This window comes from Aminobacter sp. BE322, from assembly GCF_050433525.1.
Classification (GTDB): domain Bacteria; phylum Pseudomonadota; class Alphaproteobacteria; order Rhizobiales; family Rhizobiaceae; genus Aminobacter.
In genome coordinates this window covers 31,865-52,714 of record NZ_JBNPXB010000025.1, presented here as the reverse complement: position 1 = coordinate 52,714, position 20,850 = coordinate 31,865, and the positions used below count along the sequence as shown (strand labels likewise).

The following is a 20,850-nucleotide window of genomic DNA, read 5'->3' as shown; positions in this document are numbered from 1 at the left end:
GCGTGGAAGTCGCCGGTGAAGTGGAGGTTCATGTCCTCCATCGGCACGACCTGGGCATAGCCGCCGCCGGCGGCACCGCCCTTGACGCCGAAGTTGGGCCCGAGCGAGGCCTCGCGGATGCAGACCACCGCCTTCTTGCCGATGCGGTTCAAGCCGTCGCCGAGGCCGACGGTGGTCGTGGTCTTGCCTTCGCCGGCCGGTGTCGGGTTGATGGCGGTGACCAGGACCAGCTTGCCGTCCTTGTTCTTGCGCGCATTGGCGATGAACTCGGCCGAGATTTTCGCCTTGTCGTGGCCGTAGGGCAGGAGGTGCTCGCTCGGGATGCCGATCTTCGCCCCGATCTCCTGGATCGGCTTCTTCTTGGCCTCGCGGGCAATCTGGATGTCGGTCTTGTACTCGGCCATCGCGGCTCCTCCGAAAATCATGTCGCAAACAAGCGGGGCTGTGCCCGTCCTATGACCCCATAGAAGCCCGACACCGGTTTCTGCCGCCGTCTCAAAACAGCCGCCCAATGCACGGATTGCGACAGGGTCGTGCGGTCGGAGCAGGCCCTTGCGATTGCGGCGCCGTCAAGGCGCCGCACACGTAGCTGGTCGGGAGACGGCTGAGCGCCGTCAGCGGTCGAGCACGCTGCGGATCTCGACGATCTGCGAGCGGGCGCGCAACAGGTTGAAGCCCATCGTCGCCAGGTGCGACGGGAACAGGAAGCTCGATTCGTTGCCGTTGGAGATGATCCAGGGCTGCATGTTGAGCGCGTCGCGCATCTGCGTCTGCATGGTGTCCCACAGCGTCGCGAGGTTGCGCTCGCGGATCACCGCCGAGAAGTCCGTGTGTGTCGCGCTCAGGATGCCGTAATAGGCGTAGAGCTGGCCGTAGGCGAACCAGAAGCGGTCGTCGGCGCGCGGGTCGAGCCAGCCGGCGTCCGAGGCCTCGATCTGGCTGCGCAGGATGTCCGAGGTGGAACCCATGTCGCCGGCGATGCGGTCGAGGAACTGCAGCAGGTTGTCGGCGCGGGCATCGAAGGTCGCCTGGCACTGCTCCAGGCTGGTGTTGAAGCCGCGCAGCTTGCCGATCGCCTCGCGGTAGACGCTCGGCGTCGGGCGCGTCGGGCCGCGCATGCCGATGTACCAGGCGTCCTCGTCCCAGGCGAGCGCGGTGCGCGCGTCCTGCAGGTTCTGGTCGATGCGCGAGGTGCCGCGGGCGCGGCCGAGCGTGTCCACCAGCTCCGTCGTCGTGCGGCGCAGCACCTGGTTGATGCCGAGCTGGAAGGCGGCCTTGTTGTCGAAGAAGGGCGTGTTGCGCCAGGAGACGCCGAAGAAGCCGAGCTTCGAGGCCAGCATGGAGGAGATCCAGGCATTCTGGTTGACGTTGAAGTCGATCAGATCGGCGGCCACGGCGGCGATTTCGGAGCGCTTGCAGCTCTGCGGCGCGGGCGCCGTCTGCGCGGTCGTCCCGGCTGCCGCGGCGGCCGGCTGACCGCTGCCCTCGGCCGTCCCGGTCGTGCCGGCGATCGGGTCCCCTGCAACCGCGTTGGTGGCCTGGGCGGAGGCCGAATCCGCCGCGACGCGGGTCGGATAGTCCGGATCGAAGCTCTTCCAGAACTGCGTCACGTAGAAGAAATAGGCATAGAGGCCGACGATGCCGACGACGATCAGGCCGAGCACCGCCCGCAGCGTCAGGTTGCGGTTGCCGTACCAGCGGCCGACCCACATGAAGGGCCACAGCAGGATGCCGATGACGAGGCCGATGCCGCGTCCGATCAGCTGGAATATCCGGGTGAAGAAATTCACGATCGGATCGAGCATTGTCAAAGTCCCCTCAGTCGGTCAGGCCGTAGAGCTGTGCGCGGAATGCCGCCTTGTCCTTGAGATATGAGTTTTTCAGCGTGTCGACAACGTTGGCGCGCCAGACCTCGTTGAGACTTTCATAGTCCTTGTAGAAGCCTTGCTTGTTGAAGACGTAACGCGACACGAAGTCCGCGGGCACGAATTCCGAGATCAGCCGGTTGGTCAGCCACGCGTCCGGATGGTCGGGCTTTGCCCGCACCACCAGGAAGCGGTGCAGCGGAAACACCTCTTCCAGCCTCAGCTGCCCGAACTGCGCGACCTCGCGCTTGGCGCCGTTGAGGAAGGGGAAGGTGCCGTCGCTGGTGATGGCATCGGCATGGCTGTGGATCCAGGTCTGCAGCCACACCTTGTCGACCTTGCCCAGGTCGCGCTTGGGCTCGGCCGCCCGGATCAGCGCGCGCACCGCCATCTCGGCGCGGTGCTCTAGATAGCCGGAGCTTTCGATCCAGGAGGCGCGCGGCAGGTCGAGCCGTCCGGTGGAGGCCAGGAACTTGAACACCTTGTCGGCATCCTTGATGGACAGGTAGCTCACCTGCCAGGGGCGCGAGCGGCGGAAGCCGGGTGCGGACGGATCGGAAATGACGGTCGTGACGTCGCGGTCGACGAACACGTAGAGCCCGCCGAAATGGCTGGTCCAGAAGGCGTTGTGGCGGAAGATCACCTGGTCGGGAACGAGCGCGTTCTCGCGGATGTCGCCGCAGACCTTGGCGAGCTCGACCATGCGCTGGAGCATTTCGTCGTCGCGCCAGGCATCCGGCTCCTGCTTGAGACGATCGACCAGCTTGCCCAATTCGGCGGCCTTGCCGAGCACGTCCTCGGCCGACAGCACGCGGAACTCGACCTGGTTGATCGACAAAAGGTCCTCGATGTCCTCGACCTTGGACACCGAATCCTCGATCTCGCCGTAGATCACGTCCTTGATCGTCAGGGCGTCGATGGCGCGCTGGTTCTTCGACATGAACTCGTAGACGAGCTGCGAGGTGTTGGAAAAGGCGGTGTGCACCACCGGCAGGTCGATCTGCGACGGGGTCAGGATGATGAAGCGGCGGTTGACCTCGTTGGGGTCGAGATACTGGTAGTCGCCGAGCTCCTCGGCCACCTGCGGCGAAAAGCCGGTGCGGTCGATGTCGAAGCTCTCGAGCTTCGTCGGCTTGAGCCCAAACGCCGTCAGCGCCTTGTTGTAGCGCTCGATCAGATGCGGCTCGTCGACGGTGAGCAGCCGGCCCCAGATCAATTCGTTGTCGCGCAGGAGGTCCATTATTCCTTCTCCCCGTTCACGGGGAGAAGGTGCCCGAAGGGCGGATGAGGGGCGGCACCAAGCTTCACAAGTGATCCTCGTTCGAATGCTTCGAATGCGCAGGAAGAAATTTCAGATCCGGAGCGATCGTCTTGCTGACGAGCCGACCGTCGAGTGCAGCTGCAATCGTGTCCAACACCTGCTTGCGTTGTTGGAGCACATCGATGTGCCAAAATCTCACAACTGACCATCCATTCCGATTCATCGTCTCGTCGCGATATGCGTCGCGGGTGTCTTGCGCATGTTGGCTGCCATCCACCTCCACCACCAGATTGGCCTCGCGACAGGCAAAGTCAGCGAAATAGGGCCCGATCCGCAATTGGCGAACAAATTTGTGGCCGTTCAAGCGTCGCGACCTAAGTTCGGACCAGAGTCTCTCCTCGGCTTCATTATCTGATTGCCGAAGCTGCCTAGCTCTTGAGGTCCTGAATCCATTCCCGCCACGCATCGCGCTGCCCCTCATCCGCCCTTCGGGCACCTTCTCCCCGTGAACGGGGAGAAGGAAGCTACGCATTCCACAGCCCCTTCGCCTTCAGTTCCTCCATCTCCTTCGCCGCGCGCTCCCGCAGCCTTGCGTCCCGCAGAAGCTTGGCCACCGCCGCATCGTCGGACTTGTCGGAGTAGCGGAACTCGCTGTCGGCGTAGCGATTGATCTCCTGCATCACCATCTCCATCGAGAACGGCCCGCGCAGTTCCTCGATCATCGCCTTCTTCTCGTCGTAGCCCTTGTGCATGAAGGCTTCGGGCTTCTCGAACCAGTCGTCGGGCAGCTCGATGTCCATGGCGCGCATCTTGATGGCGTCGGTGACGTTCTTGATGGCGCGGCCGGTGAAGCGCGGCTCGGCCTCCTTGATCATGTGCAGGTAGGTGCCGACGTCGGCCAGGGTCTTCGGCGCGCCATTGTCCTTCATGAAGCGGTCGTAGACCTTCATCAGCCCGTCTTCCTGCGGCTTGCCATGCTCCTCGTAGGCCTCGGCCACGGCGCGCTGGATTTCCTGGGCGGCATAGAGTTCGTGTTCGCCCAGCGGGATCTTGTGGTTCTTGCCGGCGAGCAGCACGAAGATGTCGATGTAGTCGTCGCGGGTCTGCGGCCCGTCGACCAGCCAGCGGGCGCCGGCGCGCTGGCGCAGCGCGTCGTCGACGTTTTCGGGATAGTTGGAGAACATGCCGAACGAGCAGTTGCCGCGCACCACGGTGCCGGCACCCGCAAAGGCGTCCATCAGCACGCCGGTGATCTCCTGCTGGCCAGCCGAGGCGCGGTCGTCGGAGCGCTTCGCCGCCACCTGGTCGATGTCGTCGATGGTGCCGAAGCCGATGGCGCGCGGGTTCAGCACGTTGTTGATGAACTGGCGGCAGTTCTGGCCCGACTTGCCCTGGTAGGACGAGATCTGGTCGACGCCGAAATTCTCGTAGGCGAAGGGGTAGCCGGCGACCTGGCAATAGCCGTTGACTAGGCCCGCGATCATCTGGATCAGCGTCGTCTTGCCGGTGCCGGGGGCGCCATCCCCGATGAAAGTGAACAAGAAACCGCCGAGCTCGACGAACGGGTTCAGCTCGCGGTCGAAGTCGTAGGCCATCAGCATCTTGGCGAGCCTGACCGACTGGAACTTGGCGATGTGGTTGCCGACGACCTCCTCGGGCTTCTTGAAGGTCATCACCAGCGGCTTCGACTTCCTGCCGGGCGCCACGTCGAAGCCGTCGAGGGTGAAGTCGTCGGCGTCGATGCGGATATGGGCGTTCTCGAAGGCGCCGAGGCCGTCGAAGCGGCCCTTGCGCTGCAGCAGGCCCTCGATCGCCGTGCGGGCGAAGGCGCGGGCGCGGGTCATCAGGTCGGTGTCGTCCTTGGTGCCCGACAGCGCCCGGTCGAGCCCGGCGATGAGCGACTTCACCGCGTCCTGCGGCGTGTCGAACAGGAAGTCAGGCTCGCTGACGTCGTTGGGCGCCTCGCCGTCGCTGTCGATCAGCTGGGCGAGATAGGAGGCGAGCGAAAACGCCGCGACATAGGCCGAGGCCGACAGAAGCTTCTTGAAGTGGCCGGCCTCGTCGCCCTCGAGCGGGCTGCGCGCGTTCTTGGCCTGCAGCGCCTCGAGGTCGGTCGAGCGCGCGAACACGTCCGAGATGGCAAGCGCCACCGCGATGCCGCGGCGGGCGCGGTAGAGCAGCGTATGCTGCAAGATCGACATCAGCTGGTCGTCGGGGCGGATGGCCGCGACGGTCTTCTGCAGCTCGACCTCGCGCGTCTTGCGGATCGAGCCGGTCGAGACCGTCGAGACGAAGCGCCTGTTGGTGCCGGCAAGTGCGGTGCCCGACTGGCCGGAGGAATCCTCCAGCACGACGATGCGGGTGATGAAGCTCTGCGCGGTGGCGCGGTGCTTGTCGATGTCGGCTTCGGAAATCGTGGTCAGGCCGGTGTCCATTGAACCCTCGCTCGTTCAGGGGAGCGTCGGCGCTGCCCCTCATCCCCTGCCGGACCTTCTCCCCGTAAGGACGGGGAGAAGAAGGCTGGCTGCGACGTCGACGCCTCCCTCTCCCCGTTGTTTACGGGGAGAGGGTAAGGGTGAGGGGCTGATCCAACGCCAGACAACGGTGCGCTACACATCCGAGATCACCTGTCCCTTCGACAGGATGTGCACCTTGTAGCCCTCGAATATCTTCTGCGCCTCGCCGGCGGCATAGAGCGCCTGGTAGGCCTCGTGCGGGATCAGCGCGTGCTTCTCGTAGCTCGACACGCCCTGGCGCGTCGCCTCGAGGTCGTCGGTGTTGATATAGAACTCCTGCGTCGCCTTCTCGCTGGAGAACAGGCCCCTGCGGCCGGGTTTCTCGGCCTTTGAATAGACCTCCTGGATGGTCCAGGTCAGCAGCCAGGCATTCTCGGCCTTGCGCACCTTGGACAGCACCTCGGCAACCGTCGAGTTGTGCTCGGTGATGCCGGCCGAATAGAACGGCCCGAGCACCAGGCGCCGGAGCTGCTTGGGATGCAGCTCCTCGAAATCCTTGTCGAGATTGGTCGCCACCGTCAGCGGCGACAGCGTGTAGGCCGAGTTCTTCTCGGTGAAGTCGTCGAAGCGGTGCGCAAGGTCGGGGTTGAGCAGGCCGTCGACGGGCAGGGGGATATCGACCTTGTCGTTGAACTTGCCGTTGCGATCGACCAGCTGGTCGATCATCGCCTCGGACGAATCCTCGACGGTCGCCATGTAGATCAGCGGCAGGTTGGCGGTGCCGTCGAAGCTGCCCCAGTGCACCAGGTAGTAGGGACGCCCGGTGTTGGGGTTGACCGAGACCTTGGCCGTCTGCGCCAGGATGAAGGGCGAGAAGGTCACGCCGTCCTTGACGTCCTCGAGATAGAGCCGCTCGGCCATCGAGCGCTGCAGCGCCTCGGGGAACTCCTTGTGGCGCAGGATGAAGTCGGCCATCTCCTCGCGCAACTCGCCGGGCGGCGGGATGCTGGCGAGGCGCTGCGCCGCGGACCTGCGGTCGTTCTCGAGTTCGAGCACGTTCTGGAACACCGGGAAGCCGCTCTCGGCCCGGCTGATCTTGAAGGTCTCCATGAAGCCCAGCCGGTTGCGCCAGCAGGCGAAGGATTTCTCCAGCCGGGAGATGTATTCGGCGGCGACCTTGGCGACGATGCCGTGCCGGTAGAGCGGCGAACGGTCGTCGCGCATGAAGATCTCGAGGCCGCTCAGCGCCGCCTTGATGGCGTCGAAATAGCGGACCGCCGGGTCGTCGGTGGGGGTCATGAATGAAGTCTCCGACGCATGCGCTCGACGTTGCCCCCCTCTGGCCTGCCGGCCATCTCCCCCACAAGGGGGGAGATTAAGCGGCGGCGAGTTCGTCGCCAATTGCGAACGACGAAGGTTGGACGGCAATGCATGTCACAGCCGATCTCCCCCCTAGTGGGGGAGATGGCCGGCAGGCCAGAGGGGGGCGCGACAGGGCGCAACATTGCGGATTCCGGTCGGTTACGACTGCACGTAGTCCGACGCGTTGTGCTTCTTCAGCACTTCCTCGAAGCGGCGGGCGAAGGCGTCGTCGGCCAGCTTCTTGCGGCGCTGGATGTCGGCGGTCGCCACCATGTTCTTCTCGTGCAGTTCGAGCAGGTCGCCGATGTGCTTCTGGGCGGCGGCACCGATGCCGGCCATCGTCTCCTCGGCCGTGTTGTCGACCTTCGAGCCCAGCGTGTTGATCTTGTGGGCCACGTCCTGCTGGGCCGCCGTCTTCAGCGAATCCTCCAGCGCCTTGTAGAGCACGATGCGCTGCTCGGTATCGATGGTCAGCTTGTTGATCAGCGTGTTCTGGGCAGCGATCTGGTTGTTGAGCGAATCGACGAAGGTCTGGAACATCGAGGTGTAGCGTTCGAGCGTCTGGCTCTCGGCCAGCAGTTCCTGCTCCTTGGCCTGCTTCTCGTTGTATTCGGTGGCGAGCTTCGAGCGCTCGGATTCGAGGTCGGTGCGCTCCTTCTGGCTGGTCGAGGCGGCAATCTTGTTCTCGATGTCGAGCAGCAGAGGGTTCAACTCCTCGATCCGCTTCTGGGTTGCCTCGAGGTTGGCCATCGTCGTCTTGCGGCGTTCGATCACTTGCGAAAGGCTGGTCTCCGAGGTCTTGTAGCGCTGGTCGAGCACCGCCTTCTGCGCCTTGAGGATGCCGACGATGGTGTCCGACTTGGTGAGCAGCTCCTGCAGATTGCCGGCCAGCGACATGTTGCGGACGCGCTCGGTGCGCATGCGCTGCTTGCTCTCGTCGGAGAAGATGCCGACGAAGCTCTCCCAGCCGGTGAAGCTCTTCATGTTCTCGAACTCGGCGCCGAACACGTTGGTGGCGTCCTCGAGGCCGATGATCAGGTCGGCGATGTTCGATTCCATCACCTTCTGCTGCTTCATCACGTCCTGGATGCGGGCGTTCTCGATGTCGAAATCGGAGGCGCCGATCTTCTCGTCGGTCTTGGCGATCTTGTCCAGCACCGTGCCGGACTGCTCGATCTTGCTGCGCATCTCCTCCACGACCTGCTTGGTCTTGGCGATCTCGGCATCGAAGTTCTGCAGCGTTGCCATTGAGTTCCTCCGGTCTCGAATACAGGGCACTGGCGGGGAATATATGTGGCGTATCTATCGATTGAAAGACGACACGCAGAATTCAGTTTTCATTGACGGCGCGCCGCAATCTTAACCAACTGCACCTTGATTTCCGCTATTGCCCGGTTGCCGAGGCGCTTCTGGGAGGTGCGCCCCGCGGCAGGTCCAATTCAGGCGCGTCATGAAGCTCGACTTCCCAACCCTCTACCTCGTCATCCTGCTGAACTCGCTGACGCTCACCGTCATCTGGGGGGCGATCGCATATGTCCATGCCAATATCTTCGCCGCCAGGCACTGGCTGGGCGCATGCATCCTGACCACCATCGGCGGCGGGCTGCTCGCCATGCAGGGCGACGGCTTCAATCTGGCACTGGCCGTTGCCGGCAATGCGCTGGTCATCTTCGGTTTCGGCCTGGTCTGGATCGGCATCAGGAGCTTCCATGGCAGGCCCGGCGGCTGGTGGACGAGCGCGCTGGTCACGCTGGTCGCGGTATTGGTCCTGGCCGCCGTCCGCGACAGTTCCGAGGCGCGCAACGTCGTCTATGCCACCGGGCAGATCGTGCTCGTGTCATTGGCTGCGGTGCATCTGCTGTTTCGCGAAGAACGCAGCCTCGGCGCCTGGGTGGCGGCGCTCGCCATGATCGTCGGCATGCTCGGGCAGGGCGCCGAGGCGGTCATGAACCTGATGCGCATCGCAGGCGTGCTCTCGGACGCTTCCTACTACGATTTCGCCGCCCTCTGCCTGCTGACCATCATCTTCGGCGCGGTGGTGTGGAATTTCGGCTTCGTGCTCCTGGCGATCGATCGGCTGCGCAGCGAACTTGCCGCCCTTGCCGTCGCCGACGAGCTGACCGGCCTCCCCAACCGCCGCCGCTTCATGGAAGCCGCCGCGGCGGAGGCGCTGCGGGCCGACCGCACCGGCCGGCCGTTCTCGCTCCTGATGCTCGACCTCGACGACTTCAAGTCGATCAACGACCGGCGCGGCCATGCCGCCGGCGATGCGGCGCTCGAACATTTCGCCGGAACCGCAGCCGCCCTGATGCCGCCGCAGGCAATGCTGGCTCGCCTCGGAGGCGACGAATTCTGCGCGCTCCTGCCCGAGACGTCGGCCGGGGAGGCGGAGGCAGTCGCGGGTGCGCTGGTGCAGCGCTTCCGCGCGGCGGCTTTCGACTGGAAGGGGGAGGCGGTTCCGCTGACGGTCAGCATCGGGGTCGCCGAGTGGCTTCCGGCCAATGGCACCGATCTCGCGACCGTCATCGAGGCCGCCGATGCCGCGCTTTACGAGGCCAAGAAGCGTGGCCGCAACGGGCACGCCGTCTTCCGTTCGGGGGCCAAGGTGGCGTCCAACAGCAACCAGGCGGCCGGCCAGGCCGGGCCGGGGGACGCCGCGCAGCGCCTCATCTGCCAATGAAGCCGACGAGGTCGTCCGGCTGGACCCTGCCCATTTCCTCTTCCCAGTGCCGCCGGCACAGCGACACGTAGACGTCCTTGCCGATCGCCACCTGTTCGCCCTGCTTGGCCACCTTGCCGTCGGGGCCGAGCCGCACGACCATGGTGGCCTTGCGGCCGCAGCGGCAGATGGTGCGCACTTCGCGCAGGTCGTCGGCGATGGCGAGCAACGCCCGCGAGCCGGAAAACAGATTGCCCTGGAAGTCGGTGCGCAGGCCGTAGCACATCACCGGTATGCCGAGCCTGTCGGCAACCCGCGCCAGCTGCCACACCTGCTCTTCCTCCAGGAACTGCGCCTCGTCGACGAAGACGCAGTGCACCGTCGCATGGTCGTGGTGTTCGGCGATTCGGGCATAGAGGTCGTCGCCGTCGCGGAACATCCCGGCGCCCGCCTCGAGCCCGATGCGCGACGAAATGTAGCCCGTGTCGCCCTTGCGGTAGTGGCCGGCCACGAACAGCATCGTGTTCATGCCGCGCTCGCGGTAATTGTAGGACGCCTGCAGGAGCATGGTCGTCTTGCCGGCGTTCATGGTCGCGTAGTGGAAGTAGAGCTTGGCCATGACGTCCTTCTATGCCGAACCTTCCCGACGCGGGGAGGGAAGACTTTCTCCGTCCACCGCAAAAAACCGGATTCATGTCGCGGATGGCACAGCCGGCGGCGTCTGTCGTTGGGTCATGTCACTTGAATCCAAAGAAAAATGGTGTTTGGCTCGCGACCAAGACCAACAACCATACGCGTCGCCAACTATAATACCGATTGGGAGATTCTACATGTTGCGCATCAAATCACTCGCCGCCGCCATTGGCGTGTCGGCGGTTCTTGTTTCGGGTGTCGCCTTCGCCGGCGATGCGGAAAGCTGCAAGGTCGTGCGTCTGTCGGACGTCGGCTGGACCGACATCCAGGCCACGACGGGCGTCGCCTCGGTGCTGCTCACCGCGCTCGGCTACGAGCCGCAGGTGATCCAGCTGTCCGTGCCCGTCACCTACGCCTCGCTCAAGAATAACGATCTCGACGTCTTCCTCGGCAACTGGATGCCGTCGATGACCAACGACATCAAGGACTACACCGCCGAAGGCTCGGTCGAGACCATCAGCCAGAACCTCGAAGGCGCCGGCTACGGCCTGGTCGTGCCGACCTACGTCGCCGAAGGCGGCGTCAAGACGCTCACCGACCTCGGCAAGTTCAAGGACAAGTTCGACGGCAAGATCTACGGCATCGAGGCCGGCAACGACGGCAACCGCATCATCCTCGACATGATCTCGAAGCCCGAGAACAACCTCGCCGGCTTCGAACTGGTCGAATCCTCCGAGGCCGGCATGCTCACCCAGGCCGAACAGGCGATGAAGGACAACCAGTGGATCGTCTTCCTCGGCTGGACGCCGCATCCCGTCATGGGCGAGATGAAGATCAGCTATCTCGACGGCATGGGCGACAGCGGCTTCGGCGCGGCCACCGTGCACACCAACGTGCGCAAGGGCTATCTGCAGGAGTGCCCGAACGTCGGCAAGTTCATCTCCAACCTGAAGTTCGACCTGTCCATGGAAAACACCATGATGGATGCGATCCTCAAGGGCGGGAATGCCAACGACGTCGCCAAGGACTGGCTGAAGGCCAATCCGGACGCAGCGGCCAAATGGCTGGACGGCGTCACCACCTTCGACGGCGGCGACGCCGCGGCCGCGGTGAAGACGGCTCTGGGAAGCTGAACCGGCATCTTGCCGACCAAGTGAAGCGATTGAGGGCAGCAATGCGAGGAATGGCTGCCCTTTTTCGTATCTTTTGATCGACGGGTGAGCGCCGGCATCGACCGGCGTCCGAAAGGGAGAGGGGAGAGATGGATCCTGTTTCGCAATTTCTGGCCGCCTACAAGATCCCGATCGGGGCCTGGGGCAAGGCCTTCTTCACCTTTCTGACGGACAACTTCAACGCCATCCTGCGTGGCTTCTCCAACGGCCTCAACTTCCTGCTCGACGGGCTGGTCGACACGTTGCTCCTGCTCCCGCCGGTACTTGTCGCCGTGCTCATCGCCGGGCTGGCATGGTACCTGCAGCGCTCGCGCGCGCTTGCCGTCGGCGTGCTGCTCGGCCTGCTCTTCATCATCAACCAAGGCCTGTGGAAGCAGACCGTCGAGACTTTGGTGCTCGTCGTCGCCGCCTCCGCCGCGTCGATGGCCATCGGCGTCCCGCTCGGCATCTGGGCCGCGCACAACCCCAAGGTCTACCGCTTTCTCTTGCCGGTGCTCGACCTGATGCAGACGCTGCCGACCTTCGTCTACCTCATTCCGGTGCTCACCCTGTTCGGCCTCGGCAACGCGCCGGGCCTCATCGTCACCATCATCTTCGTCATCCCTACCGCGGTACGCCTCACCCATCTCGGCGTCGTCTCGGTGCCGACATCGATCATCGAGGCCGGCCAGGCCTTCGGCGCCACCAAGCGGCAGCTTTTGTGGAAGGTCGAGCTGCCGGCCGCGCTCCCCACCATCATGGCCGGGCTCACCCAGTGCATCATGCTGTCGCTGTCGATGGTGGTGTTCGCCGCCCTCATCGGCGCCGGCGGCCTCGGCACCGAAATCAACCGCGCGCTCGGATCGCGCAGGATCGACCTCGGGCTCGAGGCGGGCCTGGCCATCGTGGTGCTCGCCATCGTGCTCGACCGCATGACCCGCATCGGCGTGGGAGGCAAGAAATGACCGTTGCCGTCGATTTCAAGGATGTCGACATCGTCTTCGGCTCCGATGCCGCCGCCTCGCTCGCCATGATCGATGCCGGCGCCAGCCGCGCCGAAATCCTCGAGAAGACCGGCAACGTGCTCGGCTGCGCCGGCGCCAACCTCACCGTCAACGAGGGCGAGATCTCGGTGCTGATGGGCCTGTCGGGCTCGGGCAAGTCCACGCTGCTCAGGGCGGTCAACCGCCTCAACATCGTCTCGCGCGGCCAGGTCATGGTCAAGGACGGCGACAAGATGGTCGACGTGGTCAGCTGCAGCGAGGCGACGCTGCGCCGGCTGCGCCAGCACCAGGTCGCCATGGTGTTCCAGCAGTTCGGGCTGCTGCCCTGGCGCACGGTCGAGGAGAATGTCGGCTTCGGCCTCGAACTCGCCGGCATGCCGGAGGCCGAGCGCAAGGCGCGCGTCGGCAAGCAGCTCGATCTGGTCAACCTGACGCCTTGGGCGAAGAAATATGCGCATGAGCTTTCGGGCGGCATGCAGCAGCGCGTCGGCCTCGCCCGCGCCTTCGCCACCGAGGCGCCGATCCTGCTCATGGACGAGCCGTTCTCGGCGCTCGACCCGCTGATCCGCACCAAGCTGCAGGACGAGCTGCTGCTGCTGCAGAAGAAGCTCAAGAAGACCATCATCTTCGTCAGCCACGACCTCGAGGAAGCGCTCAAGATCGGCAGCCACATCACCATCATGGAGGGCGGCCGCATCGTCCAGACCGGCGCGCCCGAGGATATCGTGCTGCGTCCGGCCAACGACTATGTCCGCGACTTCATCGCCAACGTGAACCCGCTGTCGGTGCTGACCGCCTGGAACGTCATGCGCGACCGCCGCGACCTCGAGGATGCCGGCGAGGGCTGGCTGTGGCTCGACCGTCGCAAGACGACGCGCTTCAAGATCGACGGGCAGGGGATGGTGACTGCGGCGGAACGCAACGGCAAGCCGGCCATCTGGGTGTCCTGCGACGAGATCGACGGCCAGCCCGAGGACGTGGCGCAGGTGTTCTGGGCCAAGCCCGGCACCTCGCTCAAGCTGGTCATGCTCGCCATGCACCGCTCGCAGACCTCGCCGGTGGCACTCTTCGACGACCAGTCGCGCTTCGTCGGCGCCATCGGCGTCCGCGACGTGCTGAGCGCGGTGCTGAGGCGCTAGCGTGCCGACCGACCGGCCGCCCGGGCGGCCGGTCAAATCGTCGTGACCTCGCCGCATCGCGCATGATTCCGACATGCCGCAGGGCTAGATCCGGCGGCATGAACCGCCGTCATTTCCTCGCCCTTGCGGGCCTGTTCCCCGTCGTGCCCCCGGCCTTCTCCCAGCAGCAGGCACCGACATCCGCGCCACGGCCGCTGCCGACGCTGCTCGACGAGGCGGCAAGGCTGGAAAACCTCAAGGCGGTCATCGTCGCCCGCGGCGGCGACGTGCTGGCCGAACGCGGCTATCGCGGCAATTCGCCGGACACGCCCACCAACATCAAGTCGGCATCCAAAACGGTGGTGGCGCTGCTGGTCGGCATCGCCATCGACAAGAAGGTCCTCGACGGCGTCGACGAGAAGATTGCGCCGATCCTCGCCCGCGACCTGCCGGAGAAGCCCGATCCGCGGCTCGACCGGATCACCATCGGCAACCTTTTGTCGATGCAGGCCGGGCTCGACCGCACGTCCGGTCCCAATTACGGCCGCTGGGTGTCCAGCCACAACTGGGTCCGCTTCGTGCTGGCCCAGCCCTTCGTCGACGAGCCTGGCGGCGGCATGCTCTATTCGACCGGCTCATCGCACCTGCTCTCGGCCATCCTCACCCGCAAGACCGGCCGCCCGATGCTCGAACTCGCCCGCGACTGGCTGGCGCCGGTCAAGGATTTCCGCATCGGCGGCTGGGACCGCGACCCGCAGGGCATCTATCTCGGCGGCAACCAGATGGCCATGAGCACCCGCTCGCTGCTGGCCTTCGGCGAACTCTACCGCAATGGCGGCACCACACCGGAGGGCGAGCGTGTCGTCTCTCCCGAATGGATCGAGGCATCCTGGGTGCCGCGCACCACCTCGGTCTTCAACGGCGACGGCTATGGCTACGGATGGTTCCTGCGCCGCATCGGCGGCGAGGACGTGCGTTATGCCTGGGGCTACGGCGGACAGATGCTCTACATCGTGCCGTCGCTCGGCCTCACCGTCGCCATGACCTCCGACGACGGCAATCCGTCGGCGCAGTCCGGCTATCGCGACCAGCTGCACGACCTCCTGGCCAGCGTGGTCGCCTCCGTCCGGGATGGCGGCGGCGTGCCGCCCGCCGCGCGCGAAGGTTGACGGGAAGCGCCTGGCGCCTCCCTTTCTTGCCCCGTCAGGGCGATGGCTCGCCGAGCGCCGCATCCAGGAGATCGGCATAGGGCCGGATGATATCGAGATACTGTCGGCCTTCGGCGCGCAGCGCTCGCGTCTTGGCCCGTTCTTCCTCGAACATTTCCCGCATCGCCGCCTTCTGCTCGGCCGTCAGCGTCGAGCTGGCCTCGAGCCTTGCCTCGATGTTGGCAAAGCGGCCCTCGAACTCGGCCTCCGGGATGGTCGCCAGATAGCCTCGGAATGTGGCGTCCAGCGCCTCTTTCCAGCCCTCGCGGCTGAAGCCGGCCTTCTCGATGCGGCCCTCGCTTTCCTGGTCGCGGTCGAACCAGTCGTCGGCCGCCTCTTCGTCATAGGCGAGGCTGCCCAGCTCCGGCTGCAGCTCGCCGAGCAGCCGGGTCACCTTGCCGGCCTCTTCCTCGGTCAGCGCCGCCGCCGGCGAAACCAGGGCACAGAAGCCCAGGACTGCCGCAAATAGTCCGGCTGCGAGCCGGCATCGTGCCGCGACCGTCATCCCATGCACTCCGCCTGCATCGCCTTGTCGGCGTCGCCCTGCGCCTTGGCCTGCACCAGCGAACCGCCGACCGACGCGGCCTGCGCGGCGATCGCGCCGCCACGGCCGCCGAAGCCCCCGAAGCCGCCGACCATCGACAGGGCGCCGCCAAGCATCGCGGCATTCGTCTGTGCCTGGGTCGCCTTGCGCATGGCTTCCTCGCAGTTCGCGGCGGCTGCCTGCCGTGTCGTCGCCTTCGCGCTCGTCCTTGCCGACGCCTTGGCCGCCGGACCGGGGCTGGAAGTCGTCGCGGTCTGGCTGCACGCGGCGGCGAGGCCGCAAAGGATCAATAGGATTGCCCGTTTCATGCTTCGCTCTCGATTTGAATGAAGGTTGGCCGCGCCGGACAGGAACGCGTGGACCGCCGGCTCTGCCCAGCCGGCGGTCCGTTCGTGGCAATCGGTCATCGTCTTGCGGGAGCCCCCCGTCGATCCCATGCACCGGTCCGCCACGCCGCCGCTCTACGACAGGCCGCCGGGGCTGGTCTTGGCGCTGGACGAACGGATGCGGGCTGGAGCGAACCTGCGGCGAAATTTACTGCCGGCCGAGCGCAGCCGCCCTGATGTCCCTGGGGGTGGCGCCGAAGCGCTGGCGGAAGACGCGGTTGAAATGGGACAGGTCGCCGAAGCCGGCGTCGAAGGCGATCGCCGAGATGGTCGCCGTCCGGGGGGCGGAGCGTTGCAGCGCCTTCAGCGCGAGGTCGAGGCGCGCATCGCGCAGGAATTCGGAGAAAGTCAGCCCCTCCTGGCCGAACAGGCGCTGGACGTAGCGCGGGGTCACCCCCTGGCGCCGGGCAACGCCGGCAATCCCGAGCGCCGGGTCGGTCAAATGGCGCAGGATATCGGCCTTGACCAGCGCGAGCCGGGCCGCGCCCAGGCTTGGCCCTGCCTGCTCGGCGGCGGTGCTGCCGCCCTGGATGGCCAGCGCCGCGAGGTCGTAGAGATGGTTGCCCGCGAGCCGGCGCCCGGCCTCGCCGTCCGGGGCGGCCGCGCGCAACAGATCGGCGTAGCCCGACAGCAGGGCTGCGCCCGCCGCACCCGAGGCGATGTGGTGAAAAGCCTGCGTGCGTACGCGCGGGGCCAGTGTCGCAAGCCGTGCCTCGTCGAGCGAGACGACCTTGAGCAGCGTCGCGGGCAGGGCGAAGGCCATGGGCGTGGCCTCGTTGACGAGGGTGATGTCGCCGGCCCGGATGACGAGCGGGCTCTTGCCCTCGATCGCCACCTCGTAGTCCGAGGTGTGGATGGTCATGAGATAGTCCTGCCGGCCGTCGACAGCCAGCAGGTCCCTGGGGCGCTCGCCGGCAACCGCCGAATAGCAGGCGGTGCCCACCGTCGTGCGCGAATCGAGGAAATAGGCCGCGAGGTCGAAGGTGAAGGTCTCGCTGTCCATCGGCCTGAAGCGCAGTCCGGCGACATGGCGGGCGACGAAGTCGTGCAGATAGGACAAGCGGTCGCGTGCCGGAACGTCGCGTGTCGACAGGCGCTGCATCGGAGCCGATCCATTTGAAGCCGGTCGCCCCGCCTGCGACCTATGCGGGAATTATTGCAACCATGCACGACATGCGGGTTGTTGCCCTTATCCGCGCAAACGGCCTTTTGGTCAACCGGGGCTGTGGAGGGGAACGGCAACCTCTAAGGAAGCATGCAGCGTGAGCGAACATCAAATGAAGCGTCGCCAGTCATGGGCGCGGCATGTGCATCCTTCCTGCTTTGGTAGAGTTCAATTGTACCTAGACCTTGCAAAGCCATGCACGGCTGGGGATGCAAGGTCGGTAAACGGAAATGCACGGGGCGGGGACTTCGTCGTCTCGCCAAATATTACCGTGGTTCAGAACCCAGGCATGCAGGTCGGCTACGCTTGTGTGAACCCTTACGGCCAGCCGATGTGTACGGGATCGGCAACCCCGATAAACACGCCATGCTACTGTGCAACGCCGATGGGGGCGGTGTGGGGCGTGGTTCGCTGAACCCGGGCAACGGATACAGCTCCGCGGGCACACCCGGTGGCGTGCCCGCGGGCGGGTCGTCAGTTGGCGGCAAGCGCCGTGGCGATGGCGTCCTTGAGCACCAACCGGCGCTTGCGCAGCGATGCCTCATGATCCTCGCTGACCGGTTCGATCCTGGTCTCGGCCCGGTGGATCCGGTCGTTCACCTCGTCATATTCCGCGAGCGCGCGTGCGAAGGTCTCGTCCTGCGCCTTGAGCGCGTGGATGGCTTCGAGCTTGCCGGGGAATTCCTCGCCGAGGGTGTGGGGCGTGTTCGACATTCGTCGTCTCCTTGCGTTATGTCGAATCAAGCCTAGACGGTCCGATCGGCCCCGGACTTGACCGAGGTCAAGGTTCGAGAGACTGGCAGTTGGGCGCCGTCGCAATCGAACAGGCTACAGCTTGAGGAACGCCTCGAAACCGCCATAGATCATGCGCCTGCCGTCGAAGGGCCACGAGGCAGGATCACTCTTCAGGCGCGGGTCGGCCATCACCTTTTTCATGATCTCGTCGCGCTCCTCGCGCGAGCGATAGGCGGCCCAGGAAAAGACCACGATCTCGTCCTCCTTGGCCTGTACCGCGCGCGGGAACGACGTCACCTCGCCATAGGGTACGTCGTCGGCAAGGCATTCGACATAGTCGATCGCGCCGTGTTCCTTCCACACCTCGCCGGCCGTCTTGGCCATGGCCTTGTAGGCCTCGATGTTGCTCTTCGGCACTGCGAGCACGAATCCGTCGACATAGGTCATCTTGTTCTCCTCGTGGTTTGGACTTGGCTTCCCAAGGACGAACGGCCGGGCGGGAATCCGACAATGGTCCCTCGAATTTTTCGCCGCGCGCCCCGGCGGCTGTTCAATGAACGAGCGGCGAAGCGGTTCCCATGCGTTGCGCGCGGCGCTCGCCGATCCCATAATATCGGCATGAGCGCATGAGGCACGAGCGCCATGCCCGCAACGATCACCGTTCCGCGCACGCAGACCCGCCCCAGGACCGAGCGGCCGCGGCTGCACAAGGTCATTCTCGTCAACGACGACTATACGCCGCGCGAGTTCGTCGTCACGGTGCTGAAGGGCGAGTTCAGGATGAGCGAGGACCAGGCCTATCGGGTGATGATCACCGCCCACCGGCGAGGCGTCTGCGTGGTCGCGGTGTTCACAAGGGACGTCGCCGAGACCAAGGCCACCCGCGCCACCGAGGCCGGTCGCGCCAAGGGCTATCCGCTGCAGTTCACAACCGAGCCGGAGGAGTAGGGGGACGCTGTACCATCGGCGCACACCTCGTGTTGGGCGCATCGATAGGTACCCCCGCCCCTAACCCCTCCCCACTGTTTGGACCGGGGACATCGCGAACAGGTGTGCGAGGACATCGCGAACAGGTCTGCGCCTATGGCGCGAGGGGGTACGGGCTTGTGCTGGCGGCCGGAAGATTCCCCTCCCCCTTGTAGGGAGGGGTTAGGGGTGGGGGTATGAAACTGGCGTCGTTGGAAAAATCCGGGCGCAAAGCGCGAAGCTGGCGCAGGCCAGCTAACGTCCCTCGCGGTACCACATGGCTCCGAGCGCCAGAAGCAGCAGGCCGAGGCCGAGGAAGCCGCCGAACAGGGGCACCCGCGATACCGATTTCAGCACGCTGTCGTCGGTGGTGCGGAAGCCGATCCAGTCACGCCCCGAGGCATCGGCCGAGCCGCGCACCGGCACCACGTTGGGCAGCGAAATGCCGCCGCCCACGCCGGCGATGCCGCTCGCTGCGAGCCTCCGCACGTCGCCGCCGGTCGCCTCCGCTGCCGGGCGCAGCACGTTTTCGGTGGAAACCACGTCGGCGAATTCCGGCGCGTTGACCGGGCCGACATGGGCGAGCGCGGTGAGATCGCCGTTGCCGACCTGGTAGAGCCCGATCTCGCTGGTCTCGACGCTGCCGGAGAAGATCCCCGGCTCGCTCTGCTTGAGCGGCACGTCGAGCGTCTTGCCGGAAGGGGTGATGACACGGGCCGAGCCGGCCTCGTCGCGCATCGTCTGGCGGCGGATGTCGAGCACCATGCCGCGGCCCTCCGCCGTCAGCCGCTCTTCCTCGAGCTCGGGCTCCTTCATCAGCCAGTGGGCGATGCGGCGGTAGAGCGCCACGTGCGGGCCGCCGCCCTCGAAGCCGCGTGCCCAGAGCCAGCCCTGGTCGGACAGGAACATGCCGACGCGGCCTTCGCCCTTGCGGTCGAGCAGGAGCAGCGGCTTGTCGTCGGCGCCCTTCATCACCACCTCGCCCTCCGGCTGCTCGATGCCGATCTGGCGGAACCAGCGGCTCCAGCGCGGCGGCTCCTGCGCCGAGCCTTCCAGGCCGCGGGTCACCGGGTGGCGCTTTCCGAGCTCGGTCAGGCGCGGGTAGAACGCCTTTTCGATCACCTCGCCGTTCGGCATGGCGGGCAGGGCGGAAATCAGCGGGGTGCGCGCGATCGACTGGTCGCCGGCATATTCGGGACCTGCCGCGATCAGCAGCGCGCCGCCCTTTTCGACATATTCGGCGATGTAGTCGTAGTAGAGGATCGGCAGCACGTCGCGGTGCTGGTAGCGGTCGAAGATGATCAGGTCGAAGTCGTTGATGCGCTCGACGAACAGCTCGCGCGTCGGAAACGCGATCAGCGACAGCTCGTTGATCGGCGTGCCGTCCTGCTTTTCCGGCGGCCGCAGGATGGTGAAGTGCACGAGGTCGACCGAGGCGTCCGACTTGAGCAGGTTTCGCCAGGTGCGCTCGCCCGCATGCGGTTCGCCCGAGACGAGCAGCACGCGCAGGTTCTCGCGGATGCCGTCGACCAGCGCGATCGCCCGGTTGTTGGTGTCGGTCAGCTCGCCCTCGACGGGGTCGATGGCAAGCTCGACGATGTTGCGGCCGGCACTCGGCACGGTGATCTGGAGCGGCATCTGCTGGCCGACGAAGGCGCGCTCGACGGAAACCTGCTGTCCGTTGATCGACACCCTGACGTCGACCTCGCCGGCGGCGCCGCCGGTGTCGATCACGCGATAGGTCATGTCGAGCGGCTTGCCGACGATGCCGAAGCGCGGTGCGCTCTCGAAGCGGATGCGGCGGTCGCGCTCGTGCTCCTCACCGGTGATGAGCCCGTGCAGCGGCGCGCCGATGGCGGGGGCGCCCGGAACGTCGTGCACCTGGCCGTCGGTCACCATGACGGCGCCGCCGATGCGCGAGGGCGGCACGTCGCGGAAGGCGCTTTCGAGCGCCGCGAACAGCCGCGTCTGGGTCCTGTCGTCGCCGGCCGAGGCGCGCCCGGCCTCCACCACCCGCACCTCGAACTGGCGGAAGCGCGCCAGCCGTTCCTTCAGCCCCTCGACGGCCGCATTGGTCTGCGCGGTTCGTTCGCCGATGTCCTGGCTCTGGCTGCGGTCGACGACGATCGCCACCACGCTCTTCAGCGGCTCGCGCTCCTCGTCGAGGATGACGGGGTTGGCGAGCGCGAGCGCAAGTGCGGCCAGTGCGGCAAGGCGCAGCCAGGCGCCGCGCTGGCGGAAATAGAGCCCGGCAAGGGCCGCGATCAGGACGGGCGCCAGGATTGTCGCCAGCACCGGCCAGGAGAGCAGGGGTTCGAATGTCGCCGACCAGTTCAT

20 protein-coding genes are annotated in these 20,850 nt (G+C 65.8%); 6 read left to right on the top strand and 14 right to left on the bottom strand.

The genetic code is table 11. The features are described 5' to 3' along the window. The 7 genes from J2X50_RS23105 to J2X50_RS23075 all read right to left on the bottom strand — a co-directional run. Nucleotides 1-404 (bottom strand): formate--tetrahydrofolate ligase (locus tag J2X50_RS23105; protein ID WP_429098360.1); only part of this gene is annotated, 404 nt, incomplete at its 3' end. Nucleotides 405-614: 210 nt separating this feature from the next. Next, complete coding sequence (locus J2X50_RS23100) at nt 615-1,805, bottom strand: DUF2333 family protein (RefSeq protein ID WP_429098359.1); 1,191 nt, start codon at nt 1,803-1,805, stop codon at nt 615-617. A gap of 13 nt (nt 1,806-1,818) precedes the next feature. Beyond that, nucleotides 1,819-3,105, bottom strand: coding sequence for a DUF6638 family protein (locus tag J2X50_RS23095; protein ID WP_429098357.1), 1,287 nt, complete (start codon nt 3,103-3,105; stop codon nt 1,819-1,821). Nucleotides 3,106-3,169: 64 nt separating this feature from the next. Then, on the bottom strand, nt 3,170-3,592 hold the full coding sequence (locus J2X50_RS23090) for an endonuclease domain-containing protein (protein ID WP_429098367.1): 423 nt from the start codon (nt 3,590-3,592) through the stop codon (nt 3,170-3,172). Between the two features lie 58 nt (nt 3,593-3,650). Then, a complete protein-coding gene (locus tag J2X50_RS23085; protein ID WP_429098355.1) occupies nt 3,651-5,561 on the bottom strand; it encodes an AAA family ATPase in 1,911 nt (636 codons plus the stop codon). 174 nt (nt 5,562-5,735) lie between these two features. Continuing rightward, nucleotides 5,736-6,881: a hypothetical protein gene (locus tag J2X50_RS23080; protein ID WP_429098353.1), complete on the bottom strand. Its 1,146-nt coding sequence runs from the start codon at nt 6,879-6,881 to the stop codon at nt 5,736-5,738. 222 nt (nt 6,882-7,103) lie between these two features. Then, a complete protein-coding gene (locus J2X50_RS23075; protein WP_340038363.1) occupies nt 7,104-8,192 on the bottom strand; it encodes a hypothetical protein in 1,089 nt (362 codons plus the stop codon). Between the two features lie 202 nt (nt 8,193-8,394). Between J2X50_RS23075 and J2X50_RS23070 the strand changes: the two genes are divergently transcribed. Next, on the top strand, nt 8,395-9,624 hold the full coding sequence (locus tag J2X50_RS23070) for a GGDEF domain-containing protein (RefSeq protein ID WP_429098352.1): 1,230 nt from the start codon (nt 8,395-8,397) through the stop codon (nt 9,622-9,624). Here J2X50_RS23070 and J2X50_RS23065 read toward each other — a convergent pair. Continuing rightward, complete coding sequence (locus J2X50_RS23065) at nt 9,611-10,222, bottom strand: thymidine kinase (RefSeq protein ID WP_429098350.1); 612 nt, start codon at nt 10,220-10,222, stop codon at nt 9,611-9,613. The genes J2X50_RS23070 and J2X50_RS23065 overlap by 14 nt on opposite strands. A 211-nt stretch (nt 10,223-10,433) precedes the next feature. Between J2X50_RS23065 and J2X50_RS23060 the strand changes: the two genes are divergently transcribed. From J2X50_RS23060 to J2X50_RS23045, 4 genes are all read left to right on the top strand, one after another. Beyond that, nucleotides 10,434-11,369 (top strand): choline ABC transporter substrate-binding protein, encoded by a 936-nt coding sequence (locus J2X50_RS23060; protein ID WP_429098349.1) that lies wholly within the window; start codon nt 10,434-10,436, stop codon nt 11,367-11,369. Nucleotides 11,370-11,497: 128 nt separating this feature from the next. Continuing rightward, nucleotides 11,498-12,352, top strand: a complete 855-nt coding sequence (gene choW, locus J2X50_RS23055) for a choline ABC transporter permease subunit (RefSeq protein ID WP_429098347.1) — start codon at nt 11,498-11,500, stop codon at nt 12,350-12,352. Then, the gene (gene choV, locus J2X50_RS23050; RefSeq protein ID WP_429098345.1) at nt 12,349-13,530 is read left to right on the top strand and encodes a choline ABC transporter ATP-binding protein; all 1,182 of its coding nucleotides are present in this window, start codon (nt 12,349-12,351) and stop codon (nt 13,528-13,530) included. The genes choW and choV overlap by 4 nt, the downstream gene beginning before the upstream one ends. A 98-nt stretch (nt 13,531-13,628) precedes the next feature. After that, nucleotides 13,629-14,678, top strand: coding sequence for a serine hydrolase domain-containing protein (locus tag J2X50_RS23045; RefSeq protein ID WP_429098343.1), 1,050 nt, complete (start codon nt 13,629-13,631; stop codon nt 14,676-14,678). A 34-nt stretch (nt 14,679-14,712) separates the two neighbouring features. Here the strand turns inward: J2X50_RS23045 and J2X50_RS23040 are convergent, their stop codons facing one another. The 5 genes from J2X50_RS23040 to J2X50_RS23020 all read right to left on the bottom strand — a co-directional run bounded on the left by J2X50_RS23040 (nt 14,713) and on the right by J2X50_RS23020 (nt 17,994). Then, on the bottom strand, nt 14,713-15,222 hold the full coding sequence (locus tag J2X50_RS23040; RefSeq protein WP_429098341.1) for a hypothetical protein: 510 nt from the start codon (nt 15,220-15,222) through the stop codon (nt 14,713-14,715). After that, nucleotides 15,219-15,569, bottom strand: a complete 351-nt coding sequence (locus J2X50_RS23035; RefSeq protein WP_429098340.1) for a hypothetical protein — start codon at nt 15,567-15,569, stop codon at nt 15,219-15,221. Before J2X50_RS23035 ends, J2X50_RS23040 begins: the two co-directional genes overlap by 4 nt. 226 nt (nt 15,570-15,795) lie before the next feature. Then, on the bottom strand, nt 15,796-16,749 hold the full coding sequence (locus J2X50_RS23030) for a helix-turn-helix transcriptional regulator (RefSeq protein WP_429098338.1): 954 nt from the start codon (nt 16,747-16,749) through the stop codon (nt 15,796-15,798). Nucleotides 16,750-17,286: 537 nt separating this feature from the next. After that, the gene (locus J2X50_RS23025; RefSeq protein WP_429098336.1) at nt 17,287-17,526 is read right to left on the bottom strand and encodes a YdcH family protein; all 240 of its coding nucleotides are present in this window, start codon (nt 17,524-17,526) and stop codon (nt 17,287-17,289) included. A gap of 114 nt (nt 17,527-17,640) precedes the next feature. After that, nucleotides 17,641-17,994 (bottom strand): DUF1428 domain-containing protein, encoded by a 354-nt coding sequence (locus J2X50_RS23020; protein WP_429098335.1) that lies wholly within the window; start codon nt 17,992-17,994, stop codon nt 17,641-17,643. 195 nt (nt 17,995-18,189) lie between these two features. Here J2X50_RS23020 and clpS point away from each other — a divergent pair, with 195 nt between their 5' ends. Beyond that, nucleotides 18,190-18,495 carry an ATP-dependent Clp protease adapter ClpS gene (clpS, locus tag J2X50_RS23015; protein ID WP_429098334.1) on the top strand — a complete coding sequence of 102 codons (306 nt, stop codon included), beginning with the start codon at nt 18,190-18,192 and terminating at the stop codon, nt 18,493-18,495. Between the two features lie 273 nt (nt 18,496-18,768). Here clpS and J2X50_RS23010 read toward each other — a convergent pair whose 3' ends face one another. After that, complete coding sequence (locus tag J2X50_RS23010) at nt 18,769-20,850, bottom strand: hypothetical protein (protein WP_429098333.1); 2,082 nt, start codon at nt 20,848-20,850, stop codon at nt 18,769-18,771.